The organism is Kouleothrix sp. 19917 (assembly GCF_057073505.1).
The window spans coordinates 5,654,461-5,673,441 of record NZ_CP097099.1; the positions used below are offsets into that span (position 1 = coordinate 5,654,461).

General features: G+C 64.7%; 16 protein-coding genes. 11 read left to right on the forward strand and 5 right to left on the reverse strand.

Features of this window, described 5'->3' with window-relative positions; translation table 11 throughout:
* Positions 1-430: 430 nt before the first annotated feature.
* The 7 genes from iolD to M1P90_RS22855 all read left to right on the forward strand — a co-directional run bounded on the left by iolD (position 431) and on the right by M1P90_RS22855 (position 10,124).
* A complete protein-coding gene (gene iolD / locus M1P90_RS22825) occupies positions 431-2,311 on the forward strand; it encodes a 3D-(3,5/4)-trihydroxycyclohexane-1,2-dione acylhydrolase (decyclizing) (RefSeq protein ID WP_483697737.1) in 1,881 nt (626 codons plus the stop codon).
* A 223-nt stretch (positions 2,312-2,534) separates the two neighbouring features.
* Entirely contained in the window at positions 2,535-3,539 is a 1,005-nt protein-coding gene (iolG, locus tag M1P90_RS22830; RefSeq protein ID WP_483697738.1) for an inositol 2-dehydrogenase, read from the forward strand.
* A 167-nt stretch (positions 3,540-3,706) separates the two neighbouring features.
* Positions 3,707-4,732, forward strand: a complete 1,026-nt coding sequence (locus M1P90_RS22835) for a Gfo/Idh/MocA family protein (protein WP_483697739.1) — start codon at positions 3,707-3,709, stop codon at positions 4,730-4,732.
* A gap of 288 nt (positions 4,733-5,020) precedes the next feature.
* Positions 5,021-6,496, forward strand: a complete 1,476-nt coding sequence (locus tag M1P90_RS22840; protein ID WP_483697740.1) for a CoA-acylating methylmalonate-semialdehyde dehydrogenase — start codon at positions 5,021-5,023, stop codon at positions 6,494-6,496.
* 740 nt (positions 6,497-7,236) lie between these two features.
* Complete coding sequence (locus tag M1P90_RS22845; RefSeq protein WP_483697742.1) at positions 7,237-8,166, forward strand: TIM barrel protein; 930 nt, start codon at positions 7,237-7,239, stop codon at positions 8,164-8,166.
* A gap of 138 nt (positions 8,167-8,304) precedes the next feature.
* Positions 8,305-9,333 carry an inositol 2-dehydrogenase gene (gene iolG / locus M1P90_RS22850; protein ID WP_483697743.1) on the forward strand — a complete coding sequence of 343 codons (1,029 nt, stop codon included), beginning with the start codon at positions 8,305-8,307 and terminating at the stop codon, positions 9,331-9,333.
* Between the two features lie 17 nt (positions 9,334-9,350).
* Positions 9,351-10,124 (forward strand): hydroxypyruvate isomerase family protein, encoded by a 774-nt coding sequence (locus tag M1P90_RS22855; protein WP_483697744.1) that lies wholly within the window; start codon positions 9,351-9,353, stop codon positions 10,122-10,124.
* 114 nt (positions 10,125-10,238) lie between these two features.
* Here the strand turns inward: M1P90_RS22855 and M1P90_RS22860 are convergent, their stop codons facing one another.
* From M1P90_RS22860 to M1P90_RS22880, 5 genes are all read right to left on the reverse strand, one after another.
* Positions 10,239-10,811 (reverse strand): hypothetical protein, encoded by a 573-nt coding sequence (locus M1P90_RS22860; RefSeq protein WP_483697745.1) that lies wholly within the window; start codon positions 10,809-10,811, stop codon positions 10,239-10,241.
* Between the two features lie 201 nt (positions 10,812-11,012).
* The gene (gene lon, locus M1P90_RS22865) at positions 11,013-13,487 is read right to left on the reverse strand and encodes an endopeptidase La (protein ID WP_483697746.1); all 2,475 of its coding nucleotides are present in this window, start codon (positions 13,485-13,487) and stop codon (positions 11,013-11,015) included.
* A 37-nt stretch (positions 13,488-13,524) separates the two neighbouring features.
* Positions 13,525-13,989, reverse strand: a complete 465-nt coding sequence (locus M1P90_RS22870; protein ID WP_483697747.1) for an Hsp20/alpha crystallin family protein — start codon at positions 13,987-13,989, stop codon at positions 13,525-13,527.
* A 124-nt stretch (positions 13,990-14,113) separates the two neighbouring features.
* Entirely contained in the window at positions 14,114-14,377 is a 264-nt protein-coding gene (locus M1P90_RS22875; RefSeq protein ID WP_483697748.1) for a response regulator, read from the reverse strand.
* Complete coding sequence (locus M1P90_RS22880) at positions 14,356-14,514, reverse strand: hypothetical protein (RefSeq protein ID WP_483697750.1); 159 nt, start codon at positions 14,512-14,514, stop codon at positions 14,356-14,358. Before M1P90_RS22880 ends, M1P90_RS22875 begins: the two co-directional genes overlap by 22 nt.
* Positions 14,515-14,960: 446 nt before the next feature.
* On the opposite strand from M1P90_RS22880, the gene M1P90_RS22885 reads away from it, so the two are divergent.
* The 4 genes from M1P90_RS22885 (at position 14,961) to M1P90_RS22900 (ending at position 18,974) form a co-directional block, all read left to right on the forward strand.
* Positions 14,961-16,010 carry a proline racemase family protein gene (locus M1P90_RS22885; RefSeq protein ID WP_483697751.1) on the forward strand — a complete coding sequence of 350 codons (1,050 nt, stop codon included), beginning with the start codon at positions 14,961-14,963 and terminating at the stop codon, positions 16,008-16,010.
* Positions 16,011-16,087: 77 nt separating this feature from the next.
* Entirely contained in the window at positions 16,088-16,903 is an 816-nt protein-coding gene (locus M1P90_RS22890) for a carotenoid biosynthesis protein (protein ID WP_483697754.1), read from the forward strand.
* A 116-nt stretch (positions 16,904-17,019) separates the two neighbouring features.
* Complete coding sequence (locus M1P90_RS22895; RefSeq protein WP_483697756.1) at positions 17,020-18,099, forward strand: DUF763 domain-containing protein; 1,080 nt, start codon at positions 17,020-17,022, stop codon at positions 18,097-18,099.
* A gap of 44 nt (positions 18,100-18,143) precedes the next feature.
* A complete protein-coding gene (locus M1P90_RS22900; RefSeq protein ID WP_483697757.1) occupies positions 18,144-18,974 on the forward strand; it encodes a phosphotransferase in 831 nt (276 codons plus the stop codon).
* The last annotated feature ends 7 nt before the right edge of the window (positions 18,975-18,981 follow it).

Consider the following 18,981-nt stretch of genomic DNA (forward strand, 5'->3'; position numbering starts at 1 on the left):
GCCTTTCCTAAATGCCTACGCCTATTCAACGCAGATTGCTCAGGCCGCAAGGCCGCTGGGGCTCCCGCCCCAGCACCCCGGCCGGGGCTATCGCCCCTGGACCCCGAATTTTAGGTGGCTGTTATTTTCAATGTTGAGCGCTCATGCCTCCGTTGTGCCAAAAGCTGGCAGCTGCTGAAAGAATTATTACTGGTTATACACTTTGCGGAAGGCATGATAACGGGCGCTTTGCTTGATACGAGCACCTTTTGCCGGAGGGGTTTTAGGGGAACCGGCTTCGGTTCCCCTAATCGGGGGCACGGGGGCGAAGCGCCCCGGAAAGAGCCAAAAAGCGGCTCAATTGGGACACGGGGCAAAGTATCCCTCTAAAAAATACGAAACGAAACAATCGGGGCGTGGGGCGCAGCCCTACATATTGGAAGGAGCCAGAATGAGCCAGCCAAGCACGATCCGCCTGACCATGGCGCAGGCGCTGATCGCCTTCCTCAAGCAGCAGCACGTCGCGCGCGATGGCGCGGAGAACCCATTTTTCGCCGGCTGCTTCGGCATCTTCGGCCACGGCAACGTCGCGGGCATCGGGCAGGCGCTCCAGCAGAACCCCGACTTCCGTTTCTACCAGACGCGCAACGAGCAGGCCATGGTGCACAGCGCCACCGCCTACGCCAAGGTGAAAAACCGCCTGCAGGCCTTTGCATGCACCACGTCGATCGGCCCGGGCGCGACCAACATGATTACCGGCGCGGCGACTGCCACTGTCAACCGCCTGCCGGTGCTGCTGCTGCCCGGCGACATCTTTGCGCGGCGGAATGTCGCGCCCGTGCTCCAGCAGATCGAGTCCGAGCTGTCGCAGGATTTTTCAGCGAACGATTGCTTCAAGCCGGTGAGCCGCTACTGGGATCGTATCAACCGCCCCGATCAGCTGCTCACTGCGCTGCCCGAAGCCATGCGCGTGCTCACCAGCCCGGCCGAAACCGGCGCGGTGACGCTGGCGCTGCCGCAGGATGTGCAGACCGAAGCCTTCGACTACCCGGCAGAATTGTTCCGCAAGCGCGTGTGGAACGTCGCCCGCAACCGCCCCGACCGCGCCGCGCTCGAAACCGCTACGCAGTGGATTCGCGCGAGCAAGCAGCCGCTGATTGTGGCGGGCGGCGGCGTGATCTATAGCGAAGCGACTGGCGCGCTGCGTGAGTTTGTCGATGCAACCGGCATCCCCGTGGGCGAGACCATGGCCGGCAAGGGCAGCCTGCCCTTCGACCACGCGCTATGCATGGGCGCGGTTGGCGCGACCGGCACGCTGGCCGCCAACCGTCTCGCGCGCGATGCCGATCTGGTGATTGGCATTGGCACGCGCTATAGCGACTTCACCACCGCCTCGAAGACGGCGTTTCAGAACCCCGATCTGCGCTTTATCAACATCAACGTCACCGGCTTCGACGCCGCCAAGCACAGCGCGCTTGGGCTGTTGGGCGACGCCCGCGCCACGCTGGATGAACTGGCCGCCCTGCTCGGCGGCTGGCATGTCGCGAACGAGTACGAAGCCGCTGCCCGCCGCCTGCACGACGAGTGGGATGCCGAGGTGCAGCGCATCTACGACGTGCGGCTTGCGCCACTGCCCAGCCAGGGCGAGCTGATTGGCGCGGTGAACGAGGGCAGCGACCCCGATGCGATTATGGTCTGCGCGGCGGGCAGCCTGCCGGGCGATCTGCACAAGCTCTGGCGCGCGCGCAGCCCAAAGAACTACCACATGGAATATGGCAACTCGTGCATGGGCTACGAGATCGCGGGCGGGCTGGGCGCAAAAATGGCCGCGCCCGAGCGCGACGTGTATGTGATGGTTGGCGACGGCTCGTACCTGATGCTGGCGCAGGAAATCGTGACTTCGATTCAGGAAGACCGCAAGCTGATCGTCACGCTGTTCGACAACAGCGGCTACAAGAGCATTGGTTCGCTCAGCCGCTCGCTCGGCCAGCAGGGCTTTGGCACGCGCTACGCCTTCCCGCAGAACAATGTGCTGCCCGACGACAGCGCCGACGAAATTGCCGAACTGCCGGTTGATCTGGCCGCCAATGCCGCCAGCCTGGGCGCGCATGTCATCCGCTGCGAGACATACGACGACTTTGTGGCGGCGCTGCAGGCCGCCCGCGACATCGAGCGCACCACGGTGATCTATATTCGCAACGACCGCTTGCAGGGCGTGCCGGGCTACGAAAGCTGGTGGGACGTGCCGGTGGCCGAGGTCAGCGAGAGCGCGAGCGTGCAGGCGCAGCGCGCCGAGTGGGAGCAGATGCGCGCCCGGGAGCGGCTGTTTTAGTCGCCCATTGGCGAGCGGGATTTCACCACGGAGGCGCGGAGACACGGAGTTTAAGAAGAGATTGGGAGACAGGAGGCAAGGAGAAGGCCTGTCTTGTCACCCTTTCGCATACTGCCGACTTGCTGCGTTTTGCGCTGCTGCTGGTTCTCCTGAGCCTGTCGAAGGGGCAGGCTACAACAGATTGACTCAAAAATAGCGTGCCATAAACAGAAAGCATAGATGTATGACTGATTTCAATGTTGCCTTTCTTGGCGCGGGCCGCATGGGCCGCACGCACCTGCGCAACCTCGCCGGCATCCCTGGCGTGCATGTGCGCGCCGTTGCCGACGCCGACCTGGCGAGCGCGCAGGCGGGCGCGGCGCTGGTGCGCGCCGACCGCGCCACCAACGACATTGCCGGCGCGATCGCGGCAGCCGATGTCGACGTGGTGCTGATCTCCACACCCACGCCCACGCACGCCACACTGCTGGAGCAGTGCGCGCAGGCGGGCAAGCCGGTCTGGTGCGAGAAGCCGGTGGCCGCCACGCTGGCCGAAACCGAGCGCGTGCTGGCGAGCGTCGAGGCGGCTGGCATCCCGGCCATGATCGGCTTTATGCGCCGCTTCGACCCCGGCTATGCCGCTGCCCGGCGCGCAATCGACGCGGGCGAGGTTGGCACAATCGAGCGTTTCCGCGCAATCAGCTGCGACTACACCCTGCCGCCGATCGAGTATATTCGCACCAGCGGCGGCATTTTCGTCGACATGAGCGTGCACGACTTCGATCTGGCGCGCTTTCTGGTGGGCGAAGTGGAAGAAGTGAGCGCCTGGGGCGCGGCCCTGATCGACCCGGCCTACACCGAGATGGGCGATGTCGATAGCGCGGTGGCGATGCTGCGCTTCACGAATGGCGCGCTGGGCGTGCTGGAAGCCAGCCGCCGCACGACCTGGGGCTACGACATCCGCACCGAAGTGGCGGGCAGCCGCGCGCGGCTGGTGATCGAGGCGCAGCAGAAAACGCCGCTGCTCAGCTCGCACGGCCTGGGCTACCACGGCGGGCATTTCGAAAGCTTCCCCGACCGCTTCGAGGCCGCCTACCGCAATGAGCTGGCCTACTTCTTCGAGTGCCTGCGCGCGGGCGAACCACCCATGCCCAGCGTCCGCGATGCGCTCGAAACACTGCGCGTGGCGCTGGCCGCGACCAAAAGTTTGCGCGAAGGCCGGCCCGTGCGCGTGAGCGAGATAGCGTGAATTTATCCCCAGATGGCGCAGATGCCTGAGATTATTTTCTACGCACTACGCCCTATGGCTTTGTAGTGCGTAGTGCGTAGCGCCAGTACAGTTTCAGATGGCTGTGATTTGTACTTCTATCTGTGTAATCTGCGGATCGTAAACCCAGCCAGAAAGGGAGCGTGGCGATGCAAGAAATCCGCGTAGGCGTAATTGGCGCGGGCGGCAACACCGTGGCGCGGCACATCCCAAACCTGCAAGCCATCGAAGGCGTCACAATCGCCGCCGTGTGCAACCGCAGCCGCGCCTCGTCGGAGCGCGTGGCCGGGCGCTTTGGCATTGCGCAGGTCTACGAGCACTGGCAGGAGCTGGCCGCCGCGTCCGATCTCGACGCCGTGGTGATCGGCACCTGGCCGTACCTGCACGCTCCCGCCACGCTGGCCGCGCTGGCAGCCGGCAAGCACGTGCTGTGCGAGGCGCGCATGGCCATGAACCTGGCCGAAGCCCGCGCCATGCGCGACGCCGCCCGCGCCCGCCCCAATCTGGTCGCGCAGGTCGTGCCCTCGCCCTACACGCTGCCCGCCGACACAACCGTGCGGCGGCTGCTGGCCGAGGGCTACCTGGGCGAGGTGCTGGCCGCCAGCGTGCGCGATGGCAATCGCTTTCTCGACCGCGACAGCCCGCTGCACTGGCGGCAGGACGCCGACCTGAGTGGCTACAACATACTGAGCCTGGGGATCTGGTACGAGGCGCTGATGCGCTGGATTGGCGAGGCGGCGCGCGTGCAGGCACTTGGCCGCGTGTTTGTGAAGCAGCGCCGCGACGAGCAGGGCGGCCTGCGGGCGGTGCGCGTGCCCGAGCACCTCGACGTGCTGGCCGACATGGTCTGCGGCGCGCAGGCCCACATTCAGGTGTCGGCGGTGACGGGGCATGCCGGCCCGCCCGAGATGTGCCTGTATGGCAGCGACGGCACCCTGCGCTACAGCGAGGGCCAGCTCTGGGGCGGGCGGCGCGACGACGCCGAGCTTGCGCCGATCGCCATTCCCGACAATGAGCGCGGCGGCTGGCGCGTCGAAGACGAGTTCGTTGGCGCGATTCGTGGCGAGGAAGCAGTGAAGTTCACGACTTTCGACACGGGCGTGAAATACATGGCCTTCACCGAAGCGGTTGCGCACAGCGCCGTCACTGGCGCGGCCGTGCCCATCGCGTTATAACGACAGGTTTGAGGGTTGCGTAACCACGAAGGCACGAAGACACGAAGCTTTCGGTATTTATGGCTTCCAGTACGCAAGCTGACGCTTATTTCTTCCACCACGAAGGCCCGAAGGCACGAAGATTTCGGTATCTACGGCTTCCAATATCCAAGCTGACGCTTACCTCATCGCCTTGGTCAATTTTGCGCTACGCGCAAAATTGACCAAGAATAAATCAGAAATACCTTGCTGCCGCAGGCTCATTCGTTTACTGTTGAGTAGCGCAACACACGGAAGTGGAGGTAATCTATGGCAACCGAACAGCTCGCCAACTATATCAACGGCACGTTCCAGCACTCGCAGGCCAGCGAATTCCTCGACGTGCGCAACCCCGCCACCACCGAAACCCTTGTGCGCGTGCCCGTCACGCCGCGCGCCGAGGTGGATGCTGCCGCGCAGGCCGCCCTGGCTGCCTGGGATGGCTGGCGGCGCACGCCCGCGCTGGAACGCATCCAGTACATGTTTCGCCTGAAAAACCTGCTCGAAGAAAACTACAGGGACATCGCCCGCGTGATCACGCAGGAATGCGGCAAAACGCTGGCCGAGGCCGAGGCCGAAATGCGCCGTGGCATCGAGAACGTCGAAGTCGCGTGCGGCATCCCGACCCTGATGCAGGGCTATAACAACGAAGATATCGCGAGCGGCATCGACGAGCACATGATCCGCCAGCCCGTCGGCGTGGTCGCGGCGATCACGCCCTTCAACTTCCCCGGCATGATCCCGCTGTGGTTCCTGCCCTATGCAGTGGCTTGCGGCAACTGCTTCATCCTCAAGCCCTCCGAAAAAGTGCCAATGACCAGCGCCAAGCTGGCCGAAATGATCGACCGCGCCGGCTTCCCGAAGGGCGTGTTTCAGGTGGTAAATGGAAGCAAGGAAACGGTCGACGCCATACTCGATCACCCCGCAATACGCGCAGTGTCGTTTGTTGGCTCAACGGGGGTAGCCCGCTATGTCTACGGTCGCGCCACCGCGAACGGCAAACGCGCCCAATGCCAGGGCGGCGCGAAAAACCCCGTGATCGTCCTGCCCGACGCCGACATGGACATGACGACCAAGATCGTCGCGGATTCCTCGTTCGGCTGCGCGGGCCAGCGCTGCCTGGCCTCTTCCATCGCCATCACCGTGGGCGAGGCGCGCGACATGTTCCGCGAAAGCATTGCCGACGCGGCCAGCTCGCGCAAGGTTGGCTATGGCCTCGATGCCGCCACCGAGATGGGCCCGGTGATCACCGACGAAAGCCGCCAGCGCATTGAGATGCTGATTGGCAAGGGCGCGAGCGAGGGCGCCGACGTGCTGGTGGACGGTCGCGCCCCCTCAATCGCCGGCTACGAGCAGGGCTTCTTCGTGCGCCCCACCATCCTCGACAACGTCGACCCGCGCAGTGAGATTGCGCGCACCGAGATTTTTGGCCCGGTGCTCAGCCTCATGCACGTGAATACTATCGACGACGCGATCGCGCTGGTGAACGAGGGCAACTACGGCAATATGGCCTGTTTGTTCACCAACAGTGGCCCGGCCGCGCGCAAGTTCCGCTACGAAGCGCGCGCGGGCAATATCGGCATCAACGTTGGCGTGGCCGCGCCCATGGCCTTCTTCCCCTTCTCGGGCTGGAAGGACAGCTTCTTTGGCGACCTGCACGCGCAGGGGCGGCACGGCGTCGAGTTCTACACCGAAACCAAGGTCGTCGTCGAGCGCTGGCCGAAGGAGTGGAGTCGCAAATTCTAGGGGTTGGTTTTATGTTGGGGCCTGCGCGGCCCCATACCCCGCGCCAGGATGCGCTTGAGCGAGGGCTACGCGCCTTCGCGCTCTGCGGCAAGAGGCTGCCGCCAGCCTCCTGCACCTCGGGCGCCGGGGCGATGCCCCGGACCCCGTAAAGAGCGTGGTCGGCGTGCAAGATGCTCGTTGTCATGGCTCCGTTATGGGCAAAGCAGGCATCAGACGATCCAGTGCGTGCCAGATTGACGGCCTGCATAAACAACGATTCTTTGCTCGTTCGCTGCCAGCGGTCGACACAACGGAGGCATGATCGCAAGGCATTGCAAACAATACCAGCATCAAATTTGGGGTCCAGGGGCGAAAGCCCCGGCCGGGGTGCTGGGGCGGGAGCCCCGGCGGCCCTGCGGCCCAAGCAAACTGCATTAATGCAAGCGAGGCTTTCAATTTCAGCTGCCAGCTTTTTGGCACAACGGAGGCATGGCCGCAAGGCATTGTAAACAATACCGGCATCAAATTTGGGGTCTGGGGCGATAGCCCCAGTGCCGGGTGCCGGGGCGGCGCGAGCCCCGGCGGCCCTGCGGCCCGAGCAGCCAGCGCTCGATAGCAGTACAGGTAAATATTACAGCAATCGTCTTGTGGCCGGGGCAAACTGCTACAAAAGCCTGCATGGCTTTGAGTGCAAGCTGGCCCTGTGGCCCGAGCAAAAATGAATGGCGAATCGCATTCGCCCACAAAAAGAAGGAAACCCAATGGCACCAGCCATCCATATCGGCAACGCCCCCTGCTCGTGGGGGTCGCTTGAGTTCGAAGGCATGCAAGGCAAATCAATCGGCTACACGCAAATGCTCGACGAGCTGCGCGACACCGGCTACACCGGCAGCGAGCTGGGCGACTGGGGCTTCATGCCCACCGAGCCTGGCCCTCTGCGCGACGAGCTGGCGCGGCGCGGGCTGGCGCTCACTGGCGCCTTTGTGCCCGTGGCCCTGCGCGATCCTGCTGCTCACGCGCCCGGCCAGGCCGACGCGGTCAAGGTTGCGCGCCTGCTGGCGGCGGCCGGCGGCACGCCCGCGCCCTTTCTGGTGCTGGCCGACGCCAATGGCTCCGACCCGGCGCGCACCCAGAATGCCGGCCGCATCACGCCCGCGCAGGGCCTGAGCGACGACGAGTGGCGCACTTTTGCACGTGGCGCCGAGGCGGTGGCGCGGGCGGTGCGCGACGAAACCGGGCTGCGCACGGTGTTTCATCACCACTGCGCCGGCCTTGTCGAAACGCCCGACGAGATCGCGCGCCTGCTCGACCTGACCGACCCTGCGCTGCTCGGGCTGGTGTTCGACACGGGCCACTACGTCTATGGCAGCGGCACTAATGACGGCGCGGGCATTGGCGCGGCGCTCCAGCGCTATGGCGACCGGATCTGGTACATGCACTACAAGGATTGCGAGCCACAGGTGGCCGAGCAGGCCCGCGCCGAAGGCTGGGATTACTTCACCGCTGTGGGGCGGGGCGTGTTTTGCGAGCTGGGGCGCGGCTGCGTGGATTTTGCGGCGGCGACCAAGTGGTTGCGCGCCCGCGACTACAGCGGCTTCGTCACCGTCGAGCAGGATGTTCTGCCCGGCATGGGCGAACCGCGCGCCAGCGCCCAGCGCAACCGCGACTACCTGGCGACGCTCGGTTTGTAGTCTCATATGTGTTCAATATCTTGAAATAGGACGCAGATGAACGCCGACGATCGCTTCATGCACTTCCCTCCGCGCTCTCCGCGTGCATCTGCGTCCAATGCACTCGTACAAATAGCTTTCTAAACACTGGAGCATGCAATGAGCAGTCAGACCCTGAATATTGGCGTGCTGGGCGCGGGCCGAATTGGCCGCGTGCATGCCGCCAACCTCGCCACGCGCATCAGCAGCGCGCGCGTGCTGGCCGTGGCCGACCCAATTGAAGAAGCGGCGCAGCGCTGCGCGCACGATTTCGGCATTCCCGCCGCGCTGACCGACTACCGCGCCGTGCTGGTCAACCCCGACATCGAAGCTGTGCTGATCTGCACCGCCACCGACACGCACGCCCAGATCATCGAGGAAGCTGCGCAGGCCGGCAAGCAGATTTTCTGTGAGAAGCCGATTGCCCTGAGTCTGGCGACCATCGACCGGGCGCTGGCGGCAGTTGAGCGCGCCGGCGTGACGCTGCAGATTGGCTTCAACCGCCGCTTCGACGCCAATTTCCGCCGCGTGCGCCAGGCGATTGTGCAGGGCGAAATTGGCACGCCCGAGCTGCTGCATATCATCAGCCGCGACCCCGCGCCGCCGCCGATTTCGTACATCAAAGTCTCGGGCGGCATTTTTGTCGACATGACGATCCACGACTTCGACATGGCGCGCTTTCTGGTCGGCAGCGAGGTGGATGAAGTCTACGTCGCAGGCGCGGTGATGGTCGACCCGGCGATTGGCGCGGCTGGCGATATCGACACCGCGCTGACGGTGCTGCGTTTCGCGAATGGCGCAATTGGCACGATCGACAACAGCCGCCGCGCCGTGTACGGATACGACCAGCGCGTCGAGGTGTTTGGCAGCGGTGGCGCGATTGCGGTTTCGAACAACTACCCAAACAACACCACCATCAGCGACGCCAGCAGCATCCGGCGCGATCTGCCGCTCAACTTCTTCATGGATCGCTACACCGAGAGTTTTGTTTCCGAGCTGAGCGAGTTTGTGGCAGCGGTGACGAGCGGCGCGCCCGTGCCCGTGACCGGCCGCGATGGCCGCGCCCCGGTGGTAATGGCGCTGGCCGCGCGCAAATCGTACGACGAAGGCCGCCCGGTGAAGCTGAGTGAAGTCGATTTGGCTGCATAGCAAAGGGAAGAAACATCATGCCCATTGTTCAAAGTGTTTCGTGGTGGTGCTTCTCGCCGCGCCTCATGCCGCCCGAGGAGTTTGTGCGCGCTGCCGCCGAGGCGGGCTACTCCGCGCTCGATCTGGTGCCGCCCGAGCACTGGGAGCTGGTGCGCGCCCACGGCCTCACGATCTCGTCGGTGCAGGGCCATATGCCGCTGGAAGTGGGGCTGAACCAGCGCGGCTTGCACGCCCAGCTTGAGCGCGACATCCGCACGCGCCTGGAGCAGGCCGCGCAGTTTGGCATCCCGACCGTGCTGTGTTTCAGCGGCAACCGCAATGGCCTGAGCGACACCGACGGCGCGGCGGCCATGGCCGAGTCGCTCGGGCGGCTTGCGCCCGCCGCCGAGGATGCTGGCGTGACGCTGGTGATCGAGTTGCTGAACAGCAAGGTTGACCACCACGACTACCAGGCCGACCATACCGCCTGGGGCGCGGAGGTGTGCGCCACCGTCGGCTCGCCGCGCATCAAGCTGCTCTACGACATCTACCACATGCAGATCATGGAAGGCGACGTCATCCGCACGATTCGCGATTACCATCAGCACATCGGCCACTACCACACGGCCGGAAATCCTGGCCGCAACGACCTGGACGACGAGCAGGAGCTGTTCTACCCCGCGATCATGCGCGCCATCCGCGACACCGGCTTCAGCGGCTATGTGGCGCACGAGTTCCTGCCCAAAGGCGATCCGAAAGCGGCCCTGCGCGCCGCCTTCGAGCTGTGCGCGCCGCATCTGGGTGGGGGTTAGTGTATTGTTGCGTGCGATTTTCCTGCGCATAGCGCAGGAAAATCGCACACAACAAAAGAAGAGAAAGGGCAAGGCTACAAGCCTTGCCCCTTCTGCGTGAACTGGAAACAAACGCTACTTGCCCACGTTCTCGCGGCTCCACGCTTCCTGCGTGTTCTTCACGGCCTGGTCCTTGACCTCGGGCGCAATCGTCACTTCCTCGTCCTTCAAATCCTGAATGACAATGCCCGGGATGGCCTCGCTGATCTTCACCACAATCGGCGTCAGCTCCTTGAGCGCAGCCAGCGCCATGTTCGCAACACCGTCGTGCTTGAGGGCCAGGCCAGTGGTGTGCAGCATGGTGTAGCCAATCGAGGCCAGGCTCAGCGCGGTGTAGTCGTCGCGCAGCATCTTTGATACCGGGTCGTGGCGAACTTTGTCGTACAGGCCGGCTGCCACACCCGCAATTGCGCTCAGCGTTTCCTTCACTGGGCCACTGGCCTCGCCACCGACGCTGGCAAGCTGCTGCTCGAGCGCGCTGCTCTGGCTTGTAAGCGCGGTTTTGATCGACGTGATCACCGTGCGGGTGCCAATATAAGCGTCGATTCGGTCGTCGCCCAGCTGGCGCTCGATCGCCTCAAGGATGTGCTTGTCCAGCGAAATCATGTCGCTGACATACTGCTGCAAAATGTCCTGATTGTCTCGCATCTCCGATTCCTCTCATTCTAGATGTGCGATGGTTTCTTTCTCCTCGCAGCACATAAGAGCAAGAGGCGTGCCAAAAGTTGTGCATTATATTTGCAGAAGGTTTGCAATTACGCACAGGAATGCTTGCCAGCAGAGTGCGTGTTTGAAGCTACGCACTACGCATTACGCACTATGGCGCCAAAAAGCAGTGCAATGTTTCAGTTATGATGCAGTTGGCTCGGCAGTGGGTGGCGTTTCGGTGGGAAGGGGCGCGAGCGCGGATTCGAGCACATCGCCCATGCGGTCGGCCAGCACGAATGTCAGCTCGGCGCGCACCTCGGGCGGGATCTCGTCGAGGTCGGGCGCGTTGCGCTGCGGCAGGATGACGGTGCGCAGCCCGGCGCGGTGGGCGGCCAGCACTTTTTCCTTCACGCCGCCGATGGGCAGCACCTTGCCGCGCAGTGTGATCTCGCCCGTCATTGCCACGCTGTCGCGCACTGGCCGCCCGCTCAGCAGGGAAACCAGCGCGGTGGCCATGACAGTGCCGGCAGAAGGCCCATCCTTGGGAATCGCGCCGGCCGGCACATGCAGGTGGATGTCGCTGCTGTCGAAGAAGCGCGGGTCGATGCCCAGGCGCTCGGCTTCTGCGCGCACATACGAAAGCGCGGCGCGTGCCGATTCCTGCATCACCTCGCCCAGCTGCCCGGTGACGGCGAAGCCCTTGCCACCCGGCATGCGCGTCGCTTCGATAAAAATAATATCACCGCCCACCGGCGTCCACACCAGCCCGGTGGCAATGCCCGGCCGGTCGATGCGCTCGGACGCCTCGGCGAAGTAGCGCTGGCGGCCCAGGTATTCGCGCGCCTTTTCCGCATCCACAACGATGGGGGATGAAGAGTTGGAGGTAGAGGATGGTGTTTCGGTGCGCGAAGCGATTTCTACCGCGACTTTGCGGCAGAGTGTCGCGATCTCGCGTTCGAGGTTGCGCACGCCCGCCTCGCGGGTGTATTCCTCAATCGCCACTTGCAGCGCCGCGTCGGTGATGTCGGCGTCGGCGGGGGTGAGCGCGTGCTCGTGCATTTGCTCGGGCAAGAGATAGCGCCGGGCGATTTCGAGCTTTTCGCGCAGCGTGTAGCCCGAAAGCTGAATGACCTCCATGCGGTCGAGCAGCGGCGGCGGGATGGTTTGCAGCGTGTTGGCGGTGGCGATAAACATCACCGGCGCGAGGTCCCACGCCACGTCGAGATAATGGTCGCGGAAGGAATTATTCTGCTCGGGGTCGAGCACTTCGAGCAGGGCGGAAGACGGGTCGCCGCGAAAATCCGCGCCGAGCTTGTCGATCTCGTCGAGCATAAACACCGGGTTGTTCACGCCTGCGCGCCGGATGGTCTGGATGATCGTGCCGGGCAGCGCGCCAATGTAGGTGCGGCGGTGCCCGCGAATTTCGGCTTCGTCGCGCACGCCACCCAGCGAAAGGCGAATGAACTCGCGGCCCATTGCGCGCGCGATCGAGCGGCCCAGGCTGGTTTTGCCCACGCCGGGCGGCCCGACAAAGCACAGGATCGCGCCACGCGGGTTGGCCGTCAGGCCCAGGCGCTGCTGGCGCAGCGCACGCACGGCCAGGTATTCGAGAATGCGCGCCTTGATGCGCTCAAGGTCGTAGTGGTCTTCGTCGAGCACGCGCTGGGCGTGCGCAATGTCGAGCTGGTCGTCGCTGTGCTGTTTCCAGGGCAGCGCCAGCAGCGTTTCGAGGTAGGTGCGAATCACGCCATACTCGGCGGCGGCGGGCGGCATCTGCGCCAGCCGGCCCAGCTCGCGCTCGGCCTGCGCCTCGGCTTCGGCGCTCATGCCAGCTTCGGCGACGGCCTGGCGCAGGCGCGCGATCTCGGCGGCATTTTCGTCGCCCTCGCCAAGCTCCTCGCGAATGGCGCGCAGCTGCTCGCGCAGCAGATACTCGCGCTGGTTCTTGTCGATGCCGCTCTGCACCTGCGACTGGATGCGCTGGCCAAGTTGCAGCACACTCAGCTCGCGGGTGAGGATTTCGGTCAGGCGGGCGAGCTTGGCGTGCACGCTGCCGAGCGCGAGGATTTCCTGCCGCTCGGCGACGGTGCTGCGGAACAGCAGCGAGACCGCCAGCAGGTAGACGAGCTGGCGCGGGTCGTCTTCGTTCAGCAGCTGGGTTTGCAGCTCTTCGGAAGGGTTGGGCAGCAGCTGGAGGATCTGCTGGGCCAGGCCGACGAGGTTGCGCATCAGCGCCTGGGTTTCGAGATCGTCGCTGCTTTCGTCGGCCAGCACGCGCACGCGCGCGCGGATGTATGGCTCGGTTTGCAGCACCTCGACGATCTCGATCTTCTCAAGACCCTGCACCGCCACACGCAATGTGTTGTCGGGCAGGCGCAAGAGCCGGTGCACCATCGCCGCCGTGCCGACCTCGTAGTAGTCGCCAGCGGCAATGACGGGCGGGCGCTCCTGCTCGTTTCGCAGCGTCACCAGGCCGATCATCCGCTCGGCCAGCACGGCATCGTCGATCAGCTTGATCGACTGCTCCTGCCCGACCGCCAGCGGGATCACCGTCATGGGGTAGATCACCATATTGAAGAGCGGCAGGATGGCCAGCTCGTCGGGGATGGGCGGCGCGGGCGCGCGCGCCTCGTCGAGCGGCTGTTCATAGAAGTCCTGGTCGTCGCCCTCGCTCATGGGGTTCTCCACCGCGCCGCGCACTGCGCGGGGCGCGCTACAACGGATTCGACGGGGTGATCGCGACCCGGGTAGGCGCCACGCGCGGCAGCTCGACGATCAGAAAGCCGTCGTCGTAGCGGGCGCTGACGCGCTCGATATCAAAGGGCTGGCCGACAAACACCTCGACGGCAAACGCGCCGTAGTTGATGCCCATCTGGCGGTAGCCCAGCGGCGGCTGCTCGTGCTGCTCGGGGCGCTGGCCCTCGATGCGCAGGCCGTGCTCATCGAGCGTAATCGCGATCTCGGCGTCGCGCATTCCGGCCAGCTCCAGGCGCACCACAAAAGCCTGCGCGGTTTCGTAGGCATCGGTGGGCGGCTGCCAGATCTCGTGGCGCGGCGACACCACCAGCAGCGCGCCGGGGCTGGCCCACTGGTGCTGAAATGCGCGTTCGAGCTGCTGTTGCAGGCTGCGCTGATCGCGGCGGCTGGGCGCACGGCGCAGGTAGACCACGCGCTGCATCGCGTTCTCCTTTGGCATTTGGGTACCGAGCGGGCATTATAGCATTGGGGCGGGGTTGAAGGCAATGGGTATAAAAAAACAGGCCGCCGTGCAGCGCCTGCTTTTTGCCGGGGCGAATGCGCGCCTACTCGGCGCTTGATGAGCCAAGCGCGCTGGTGCGGATGGGCAGCAAGGCGCGGGCAACGTCGATCATCTCGTCGATCATAAATGGCTTGGCGATAAAGCGCGAAACACCGGCATTGCGCGCTGCGCGCCGTACTGCGGCGTCGTCATAGGCGGTGAAAATGACTGTCGGCAGGTCGGGCGCTTTTTCCTTCAGCTGCTCGATCATGACAATGCCATTCATGCCGCGCAGGTTATAATCGCTCAGCACCAGGTCGTAGCCCACAGCTCCAGCCCTTCTTCGGCAGAATATGCCTGATCAAGCTGGTAGGGCTGCCCAAAGCCCTGCATTGCGATTGCTATCACGCGCGCAATGCTGCCGTCGTCTTCCACAAGTAATATTCGCAGCGGTCGATTTTCCATACGCTCAGAGCTCTTCACTAGCCCCGCCCAAAAAAGGGGGATGTTTATGGTACCATGCGCCTGGCGCACTTCCAACTAACGATCTCGTCATTTGACGGGCATGGCGATAACAAAAATGCAAGCTGTGGCACGCATGCTGGAGCGGGATGTCGTTCGGCGGCGGTGAAAGTCGATGTGTTTTATAAACGCAAAATTCATCTGTTTTTCGCGCAGCGCCGTATAAGCCATAGCGAGTGTATGTCGTAGCGATACGACCGTTCGGTTGCAGGTTGCAGGCGTGGCGTATTGCATACGCCTGTTGCAGGTTGCAGGTTGAAGGTTGCAGGCGTGGCGTATTGCATACGCCTGTTGAAGGTTGCAGGCGTGGCGTATTGCATACGCCTGTTGCAGCTTACTGGCGACTGCCTACTGCCAACTGTTTGGTTCTCGGTTCTGAGGGAGTTTCTATGCAGATCAACTGGAATACGCGCGACTGGGCCGGCGACGCCCTGCGCATCACCACGCTCGACGCGCACGCGGCCGGCGAGCCGCTGCGGATTGTGACGGGCGGGCTGCCCGGGCTGCCCGGCGCGACGATCCTGGAGCGGCGGCGCTATATGCGCGAGAACCTCGACCATGTGCGGCGCGCGCTGATGTGGGAGCCACGCGGCCACTACGACATGTATGGCTGCGTGCTGACGCCGCCGGTTTCGCCCGAGGCGCATTTTGGCGTGCTGTTTTTGCATAACGAGGGCTACAGCACCATGTGCGGCCACGGCGTGATCGCACTGGTGACCGCGCTGCTCGAAACGGGCGCGTTTCCCGCCGACGGCGCGCGCACTGCCGTAAACCTCGATACCCCCGCCGGGCTGGTGCGTGCCACGGCGCATCTTGGCGCGGGCGGGCGCGTCGAGCGCGTGAGCTTCCTGAATGTCGCGTCGTTTCTGTATGCGCGCGATGTGCCGTTGGACGTGCCGGGCTATGGCGCGCTGCACACCGACGTGGCCTTTGGCGGCGCGTTCTACGCCGTGCTGCCGGCCGAGCGCGTGGGTCTGCATGTCGCGCCCGAGTTTGCGGCGCAGCTTGTCGCGGCTGGCTCGGCCATCACCGCCGCCGTGAATGCCACGCTGCCAATTCGCCACCCGTATGAGCCCGACCTGGGCTTTCTCTACGGCACCATCCTGACCAGCCCGCCCGAAGACCCGGCGCACCACAGCCGCAACGTCTGCATCTTTGCCCACGCCGAGGTCGACCGCTCGCCCACCGGCACGGGCGTCTCGGCGCGGCTGGCGCTCCACGCGGCGCGCGGCGAGCTTGCGCCCGGCGAAGAAATTGTGATCGAAAGCATTCTGGGGCGGCGCAGCGCGTTTCGCGGGCGGGTGGCCGGCGCGGCGCAGGTGGGCGAGTTCGCCGCGATTGTGCCGGAAGTGGCCGGCACGGCCTTCATCACCGGGCGGCACGAATATGTGCTCGACCCGCGCGACGAGCTGGGCCAGGGGTTTTTGCTGGGGCGATAGCACTACAGGAGTCAGGAGTCAGGAGTCAGCAAAATCTTCTGAATACTGGACACTCATCACTATATTCGCGGAGTTCTATGAACCTTGCTCGAAAGCTGGCCGCAGGCTTGTTTCTGCTCTACCTTGCGGTCTTTCCCGGCTCGGCGGTTGTGGTGGCGCTGGATCGCGTGCCGGCCTGGGGCGGCTGGATGGGTGGCGCGCTGCTGCTGGCGCAGGGCGCGGCCGCGCTGTTCTGGCTCGTCGGCTTTTATGGGCGGCGCGGCGCGCTGGCCGGGCTGGCGGTGCTTCTGCTGGCCTGGGGCGTCGAACACCTGGGCGTGCGCAGCGGCTTCCCGTTCGGGCGCTACACCTACACCACCATGCTCCAGCCGCAGCTGTTTGGCGTGGTGCCGCTGCCAATCGCCTGCGCGTGGCTGATGGTGGCGGCGGGCAGCTGGCAGATCGCGGGCGCGGTGGCGCGCACAGAAGCCATGCGCGCGCCGCTGGTGGCGACGCTGGTGCTGCTGCTCGATCTTCAGATCGAAACCGTGGCCACGCGCGTGAATAGCTACTGGACATGGCACGACAGCGGCTGGTATTATGGCGTGCCCGGCGCAAATTTCGTGGCGTGGTGGCTGGTGGGCCTGCTGATGGCGTTCGCGGTGGCGCGCATTCTGCCGCGTGCCGAAGCCGCGCCGCTGCGGGCGGGCCGGCGCTTTCCGCCCAGCGCGGATGGCATCCCGGCGGCGCTGTATATGCTCAGCACGCTGATGTTCACCGTAGTGAACCTGGCGCGTGGCTACCCGCTGGCCGGCCTGATCGGGCTGGGCGTGCTGCTGGGCGCGGCGCTGTGGCTGCTGCCACTGCGCATCCGCGTGCCGCTGCCCGCCCGCGACGCGCGCGAGGCTGAGTAGAAACGCATCCTGAGCCACGCGAAGCGTGTGCCGAGCAGAAACGCATTCTGAGCCACGCGAAGCGTGTATCGAAGGGTGCGTCATTTCCCACTACACACCCTGGAAGGAGCATTGCGATGCGACAAGGCACTGCCAAACTGCCGCTCCATGGCGGCCACGCGCCGCGCTGGCTGTTCGAGCGCATGGTCACGATTTCTGCCGAAGTCGCAAGCTGGATCGTGGCCGAGCACGGCACCGCCGAGCTGTTCCGCCGCCTGTCCGACCCGATCTGGTTTCAGGCGTTTGGCGCGGTGATGGGCATGGACTGGCATTCCAGCGGCGTGACGACCACCGTCTGTGGCGCGCTCAAGCAGGGCATCGCTGGCCGCACGCGCGAGCTGGGCTTTGTGGTGGCGGGCGGCAAGGGCCGCACCTCGCGCGCCACCCCTGGCGAGCTGACCGCCGCTGGCATGTGGATGGGCGTCGACCCCGCGCCCTACATCCAGGCCAGCCGCATGGCCGCGAAAGTCGATAACAACGCCTTGCAGGACGGCTACCAGATCTACCACCACGTCTTTCTGCTCGACCGCGCCGGGCACTGGGCGGTGGTGCAGCAGGGCATGAACGACGCGGCCGGCTATGCGCGGCGCTACCACTGGTTCAGCGACGACGTGCAGAGCTTTGTGAGCGACCCGCACGCAGCCATCGCCAGCGAGACGACCGGCGAGGTTTGGAACCTGGTGGCGGGCGAAAGCGCCGCCGCCCGCGATGTCACGGCGGCGCTGGCGCGCGAGCAGCCCGAGAAGGTCGTGGCCGAGATCGGCAAGATTCGCGAGCTGACGCTGCCCGCGCACCACGACGTCAAAGGTGCAGATGTCGATCCCAAACGGCTGCACCGCATTCTGCTGAAAACCTACGAGCGCCAGCCCGAAGATTTCGCCACGCTGCTCGGCATGGAAGGCGTGGGCGCGCGCACGCTCCGCGCACTAAGCCTGGTGGGCGAGCTGGTGTATGGCGCGCCCGTCAGCATCAAGGACCCGGCGCGCTTCTCGTTTGCGCACGGCGGCAAAGACGGCCACCCCTACCCGGTCGATAAGAAAACCTACGACACGAGCATTGCGACGCTGCAACAGGCCGTGCGCAAGGCCAAAATCGGCCAGCGCGAGCAGATGGATGCTCTGAAGCGGCTGACGCAATGGACCGATGGGGCGAGCTAGCGCCACGACGTTGCCGTGCGAATTTCCCAAAGGATAAAGCGAAGATGGAACCATCGCATGCCCGGCGCGCAGTTGCGGCCGCGCAATCGGCTGCGCGCCGGCTCGGCTTGCAAGCCAACGACTCGGCTATTATCTACAATTCCGACCGCATTGCAGTGCGCCTCATCCCATGCGACACGCTTGCCCGCGTTGCGCCGCAGGCGTGGCGAGACGAGTTTGGGTTCGAAGCGGAAGTTGCGCGCCGCCTTGCCGAAACCGGCAGCCCGGTTGGCGCGCTCGAACCGCTGGCAGGGTCGCGCGTGTATGTGGAAGACGGCTTCGCGCTGACGCTGTGGCGCTACTACGAACCGATGGGAGAAATCGCGCCCGCCGCCTATGCCGACGCGCTCATTCGCCTGCATGCTGGTCTGCGCCAGCTCGATCTGGCAGCGCCGCACGTCAAGACGCGAATTGCTGCCTGGGTTGCCGAGCTTGCCGATCACGCGCAGAACCCAGACCTACCCCACGCTGATCGCGACTTTCTCAACAGTACATTTGCACGATTGCGCGACACAATTGGGCAATGGGACGTTGCGGATCAACTCCTGCACGGCGAGCCACACCCAGGAAACGTGCTCAGCACCAGGAGCGGGCCGCTTTTCATCGACTTCCACACCTGCCAGCGCGGCCCGGTCGAGTACGACATTGCGTTCCTGCCCGAAGACGCTGCGGCGCGCTACCCGGGCGCAAATCACGCTCTGGTTCAGCAGTTTCGCGCCCTGATGTGGGCCGGCTTCACCACCATGCGCTGGCGCGCAGAAGATCAGTTTCCCGACCGGGCTCACTGGAGGATCGAGGGGTTCAGGCTGCTCCGCGCGGCACTGGAACGCGCCTGAGGACTGC

Coding starts and splice junctions, on each gene's coding strand:
- M1P90_RS22835 (WP_483697739.1), top strand. CDS start 3,707: ATGCAAGAAATCCGCGTAGGCGTAATTGGCGCGGGCGGCAACACCGTG.
- iolD (WP_483697737.1), top strand. CDS start 431: ATGAGCCAGCCAAGCACGATCCGCCTGACCATGGCGCAGGCGCTGATC.
- M1P90_RS22840 (WP_483697740.1), top strand. CDS start 5,021: ATGGCAACCGAACAGCTCGCCAACTATATCAACGGCACGTTCCAGCAC.
- M1P90_RS22895 (WP_483697756.1), top strand. CDS start 17,020: ATGCGACAAGGCACTGCCAAACTGCCGCTCCATGGCGGCCACGCGCCG.
- M1P90_RS22890 (WP_483697754.1), top strand. CDS start 16,088: ATGAACCTTGCTCGAAAGCTGGCCGCAGGCTTGTTTCTGCTCTACCTT.
- M1P90_RS22900 (WP_483697757.1), top strand. CDS start 18,144: ATGGAACCATCGCATGCCCGGCGCGCAGTTGCGGCCGCGCAATCGGCT.
- M1P90_RS22855 (WP_483697744.1), top strand. CDS start 9,351: ATGCCCATTGTTCAAAGTGTTTCGTGGTGGTGCTTCTCGCCGCGCCTC.
- lon (WP_483697746.1), bottom strand. CDS start 13,487: ATGAGCGAGGGCGACGACCAGGACTTCTATGAACAGCCGCTCGACGAG.
- iolG (WP_483697738.1), top strand. CDS start 2,535: ATGACTGATTTCAATGTTGCCTTTCTTGGCGCGGGCCGCATGGGCCGC.
- M1P90_RS22880 (WP_483697750.1), bottom strand. CDS start 14,514: ATGGAAAATCGACCGCTGCGAATATTACTTGTGGAAGACGACGGCAGC.
- M1P90_RS22860 (WP_483697745.1), bottom strand. CDS start 10,811: ATGCGAGACAATCAGGACATTTTGCAGCAGTATGTCAGCGACATGATT.
- M1P90_RS22845 (WP_483697742.1), top strand. CDS start 7,237: ATGGCACCAGCCATCCATATCGGCAACGCCCCCTGCTCGTGGGGGTCG.
- iolG (WP_483697743.1), top strand. CDS start 8,305: ATGAGCAGTCAGACCCTGAATATTGGCGTGCTGGGCGCGGGCCGAATT.
- M1P90_RS22870 (WP_483697747.1), bottom strand. CDS start 13,989: ATGCAGCGCGTGGTCTACCTGCGCCGTGCGCCCAGCCGCCGCGATCAG.
- M1P90_RS22885 (WP_483697751.1), top strand. CDS start 14,961: ATGCAGATCAACTGGAATACGCGCGACTGGGCCGGCGACGCCCTGCGC.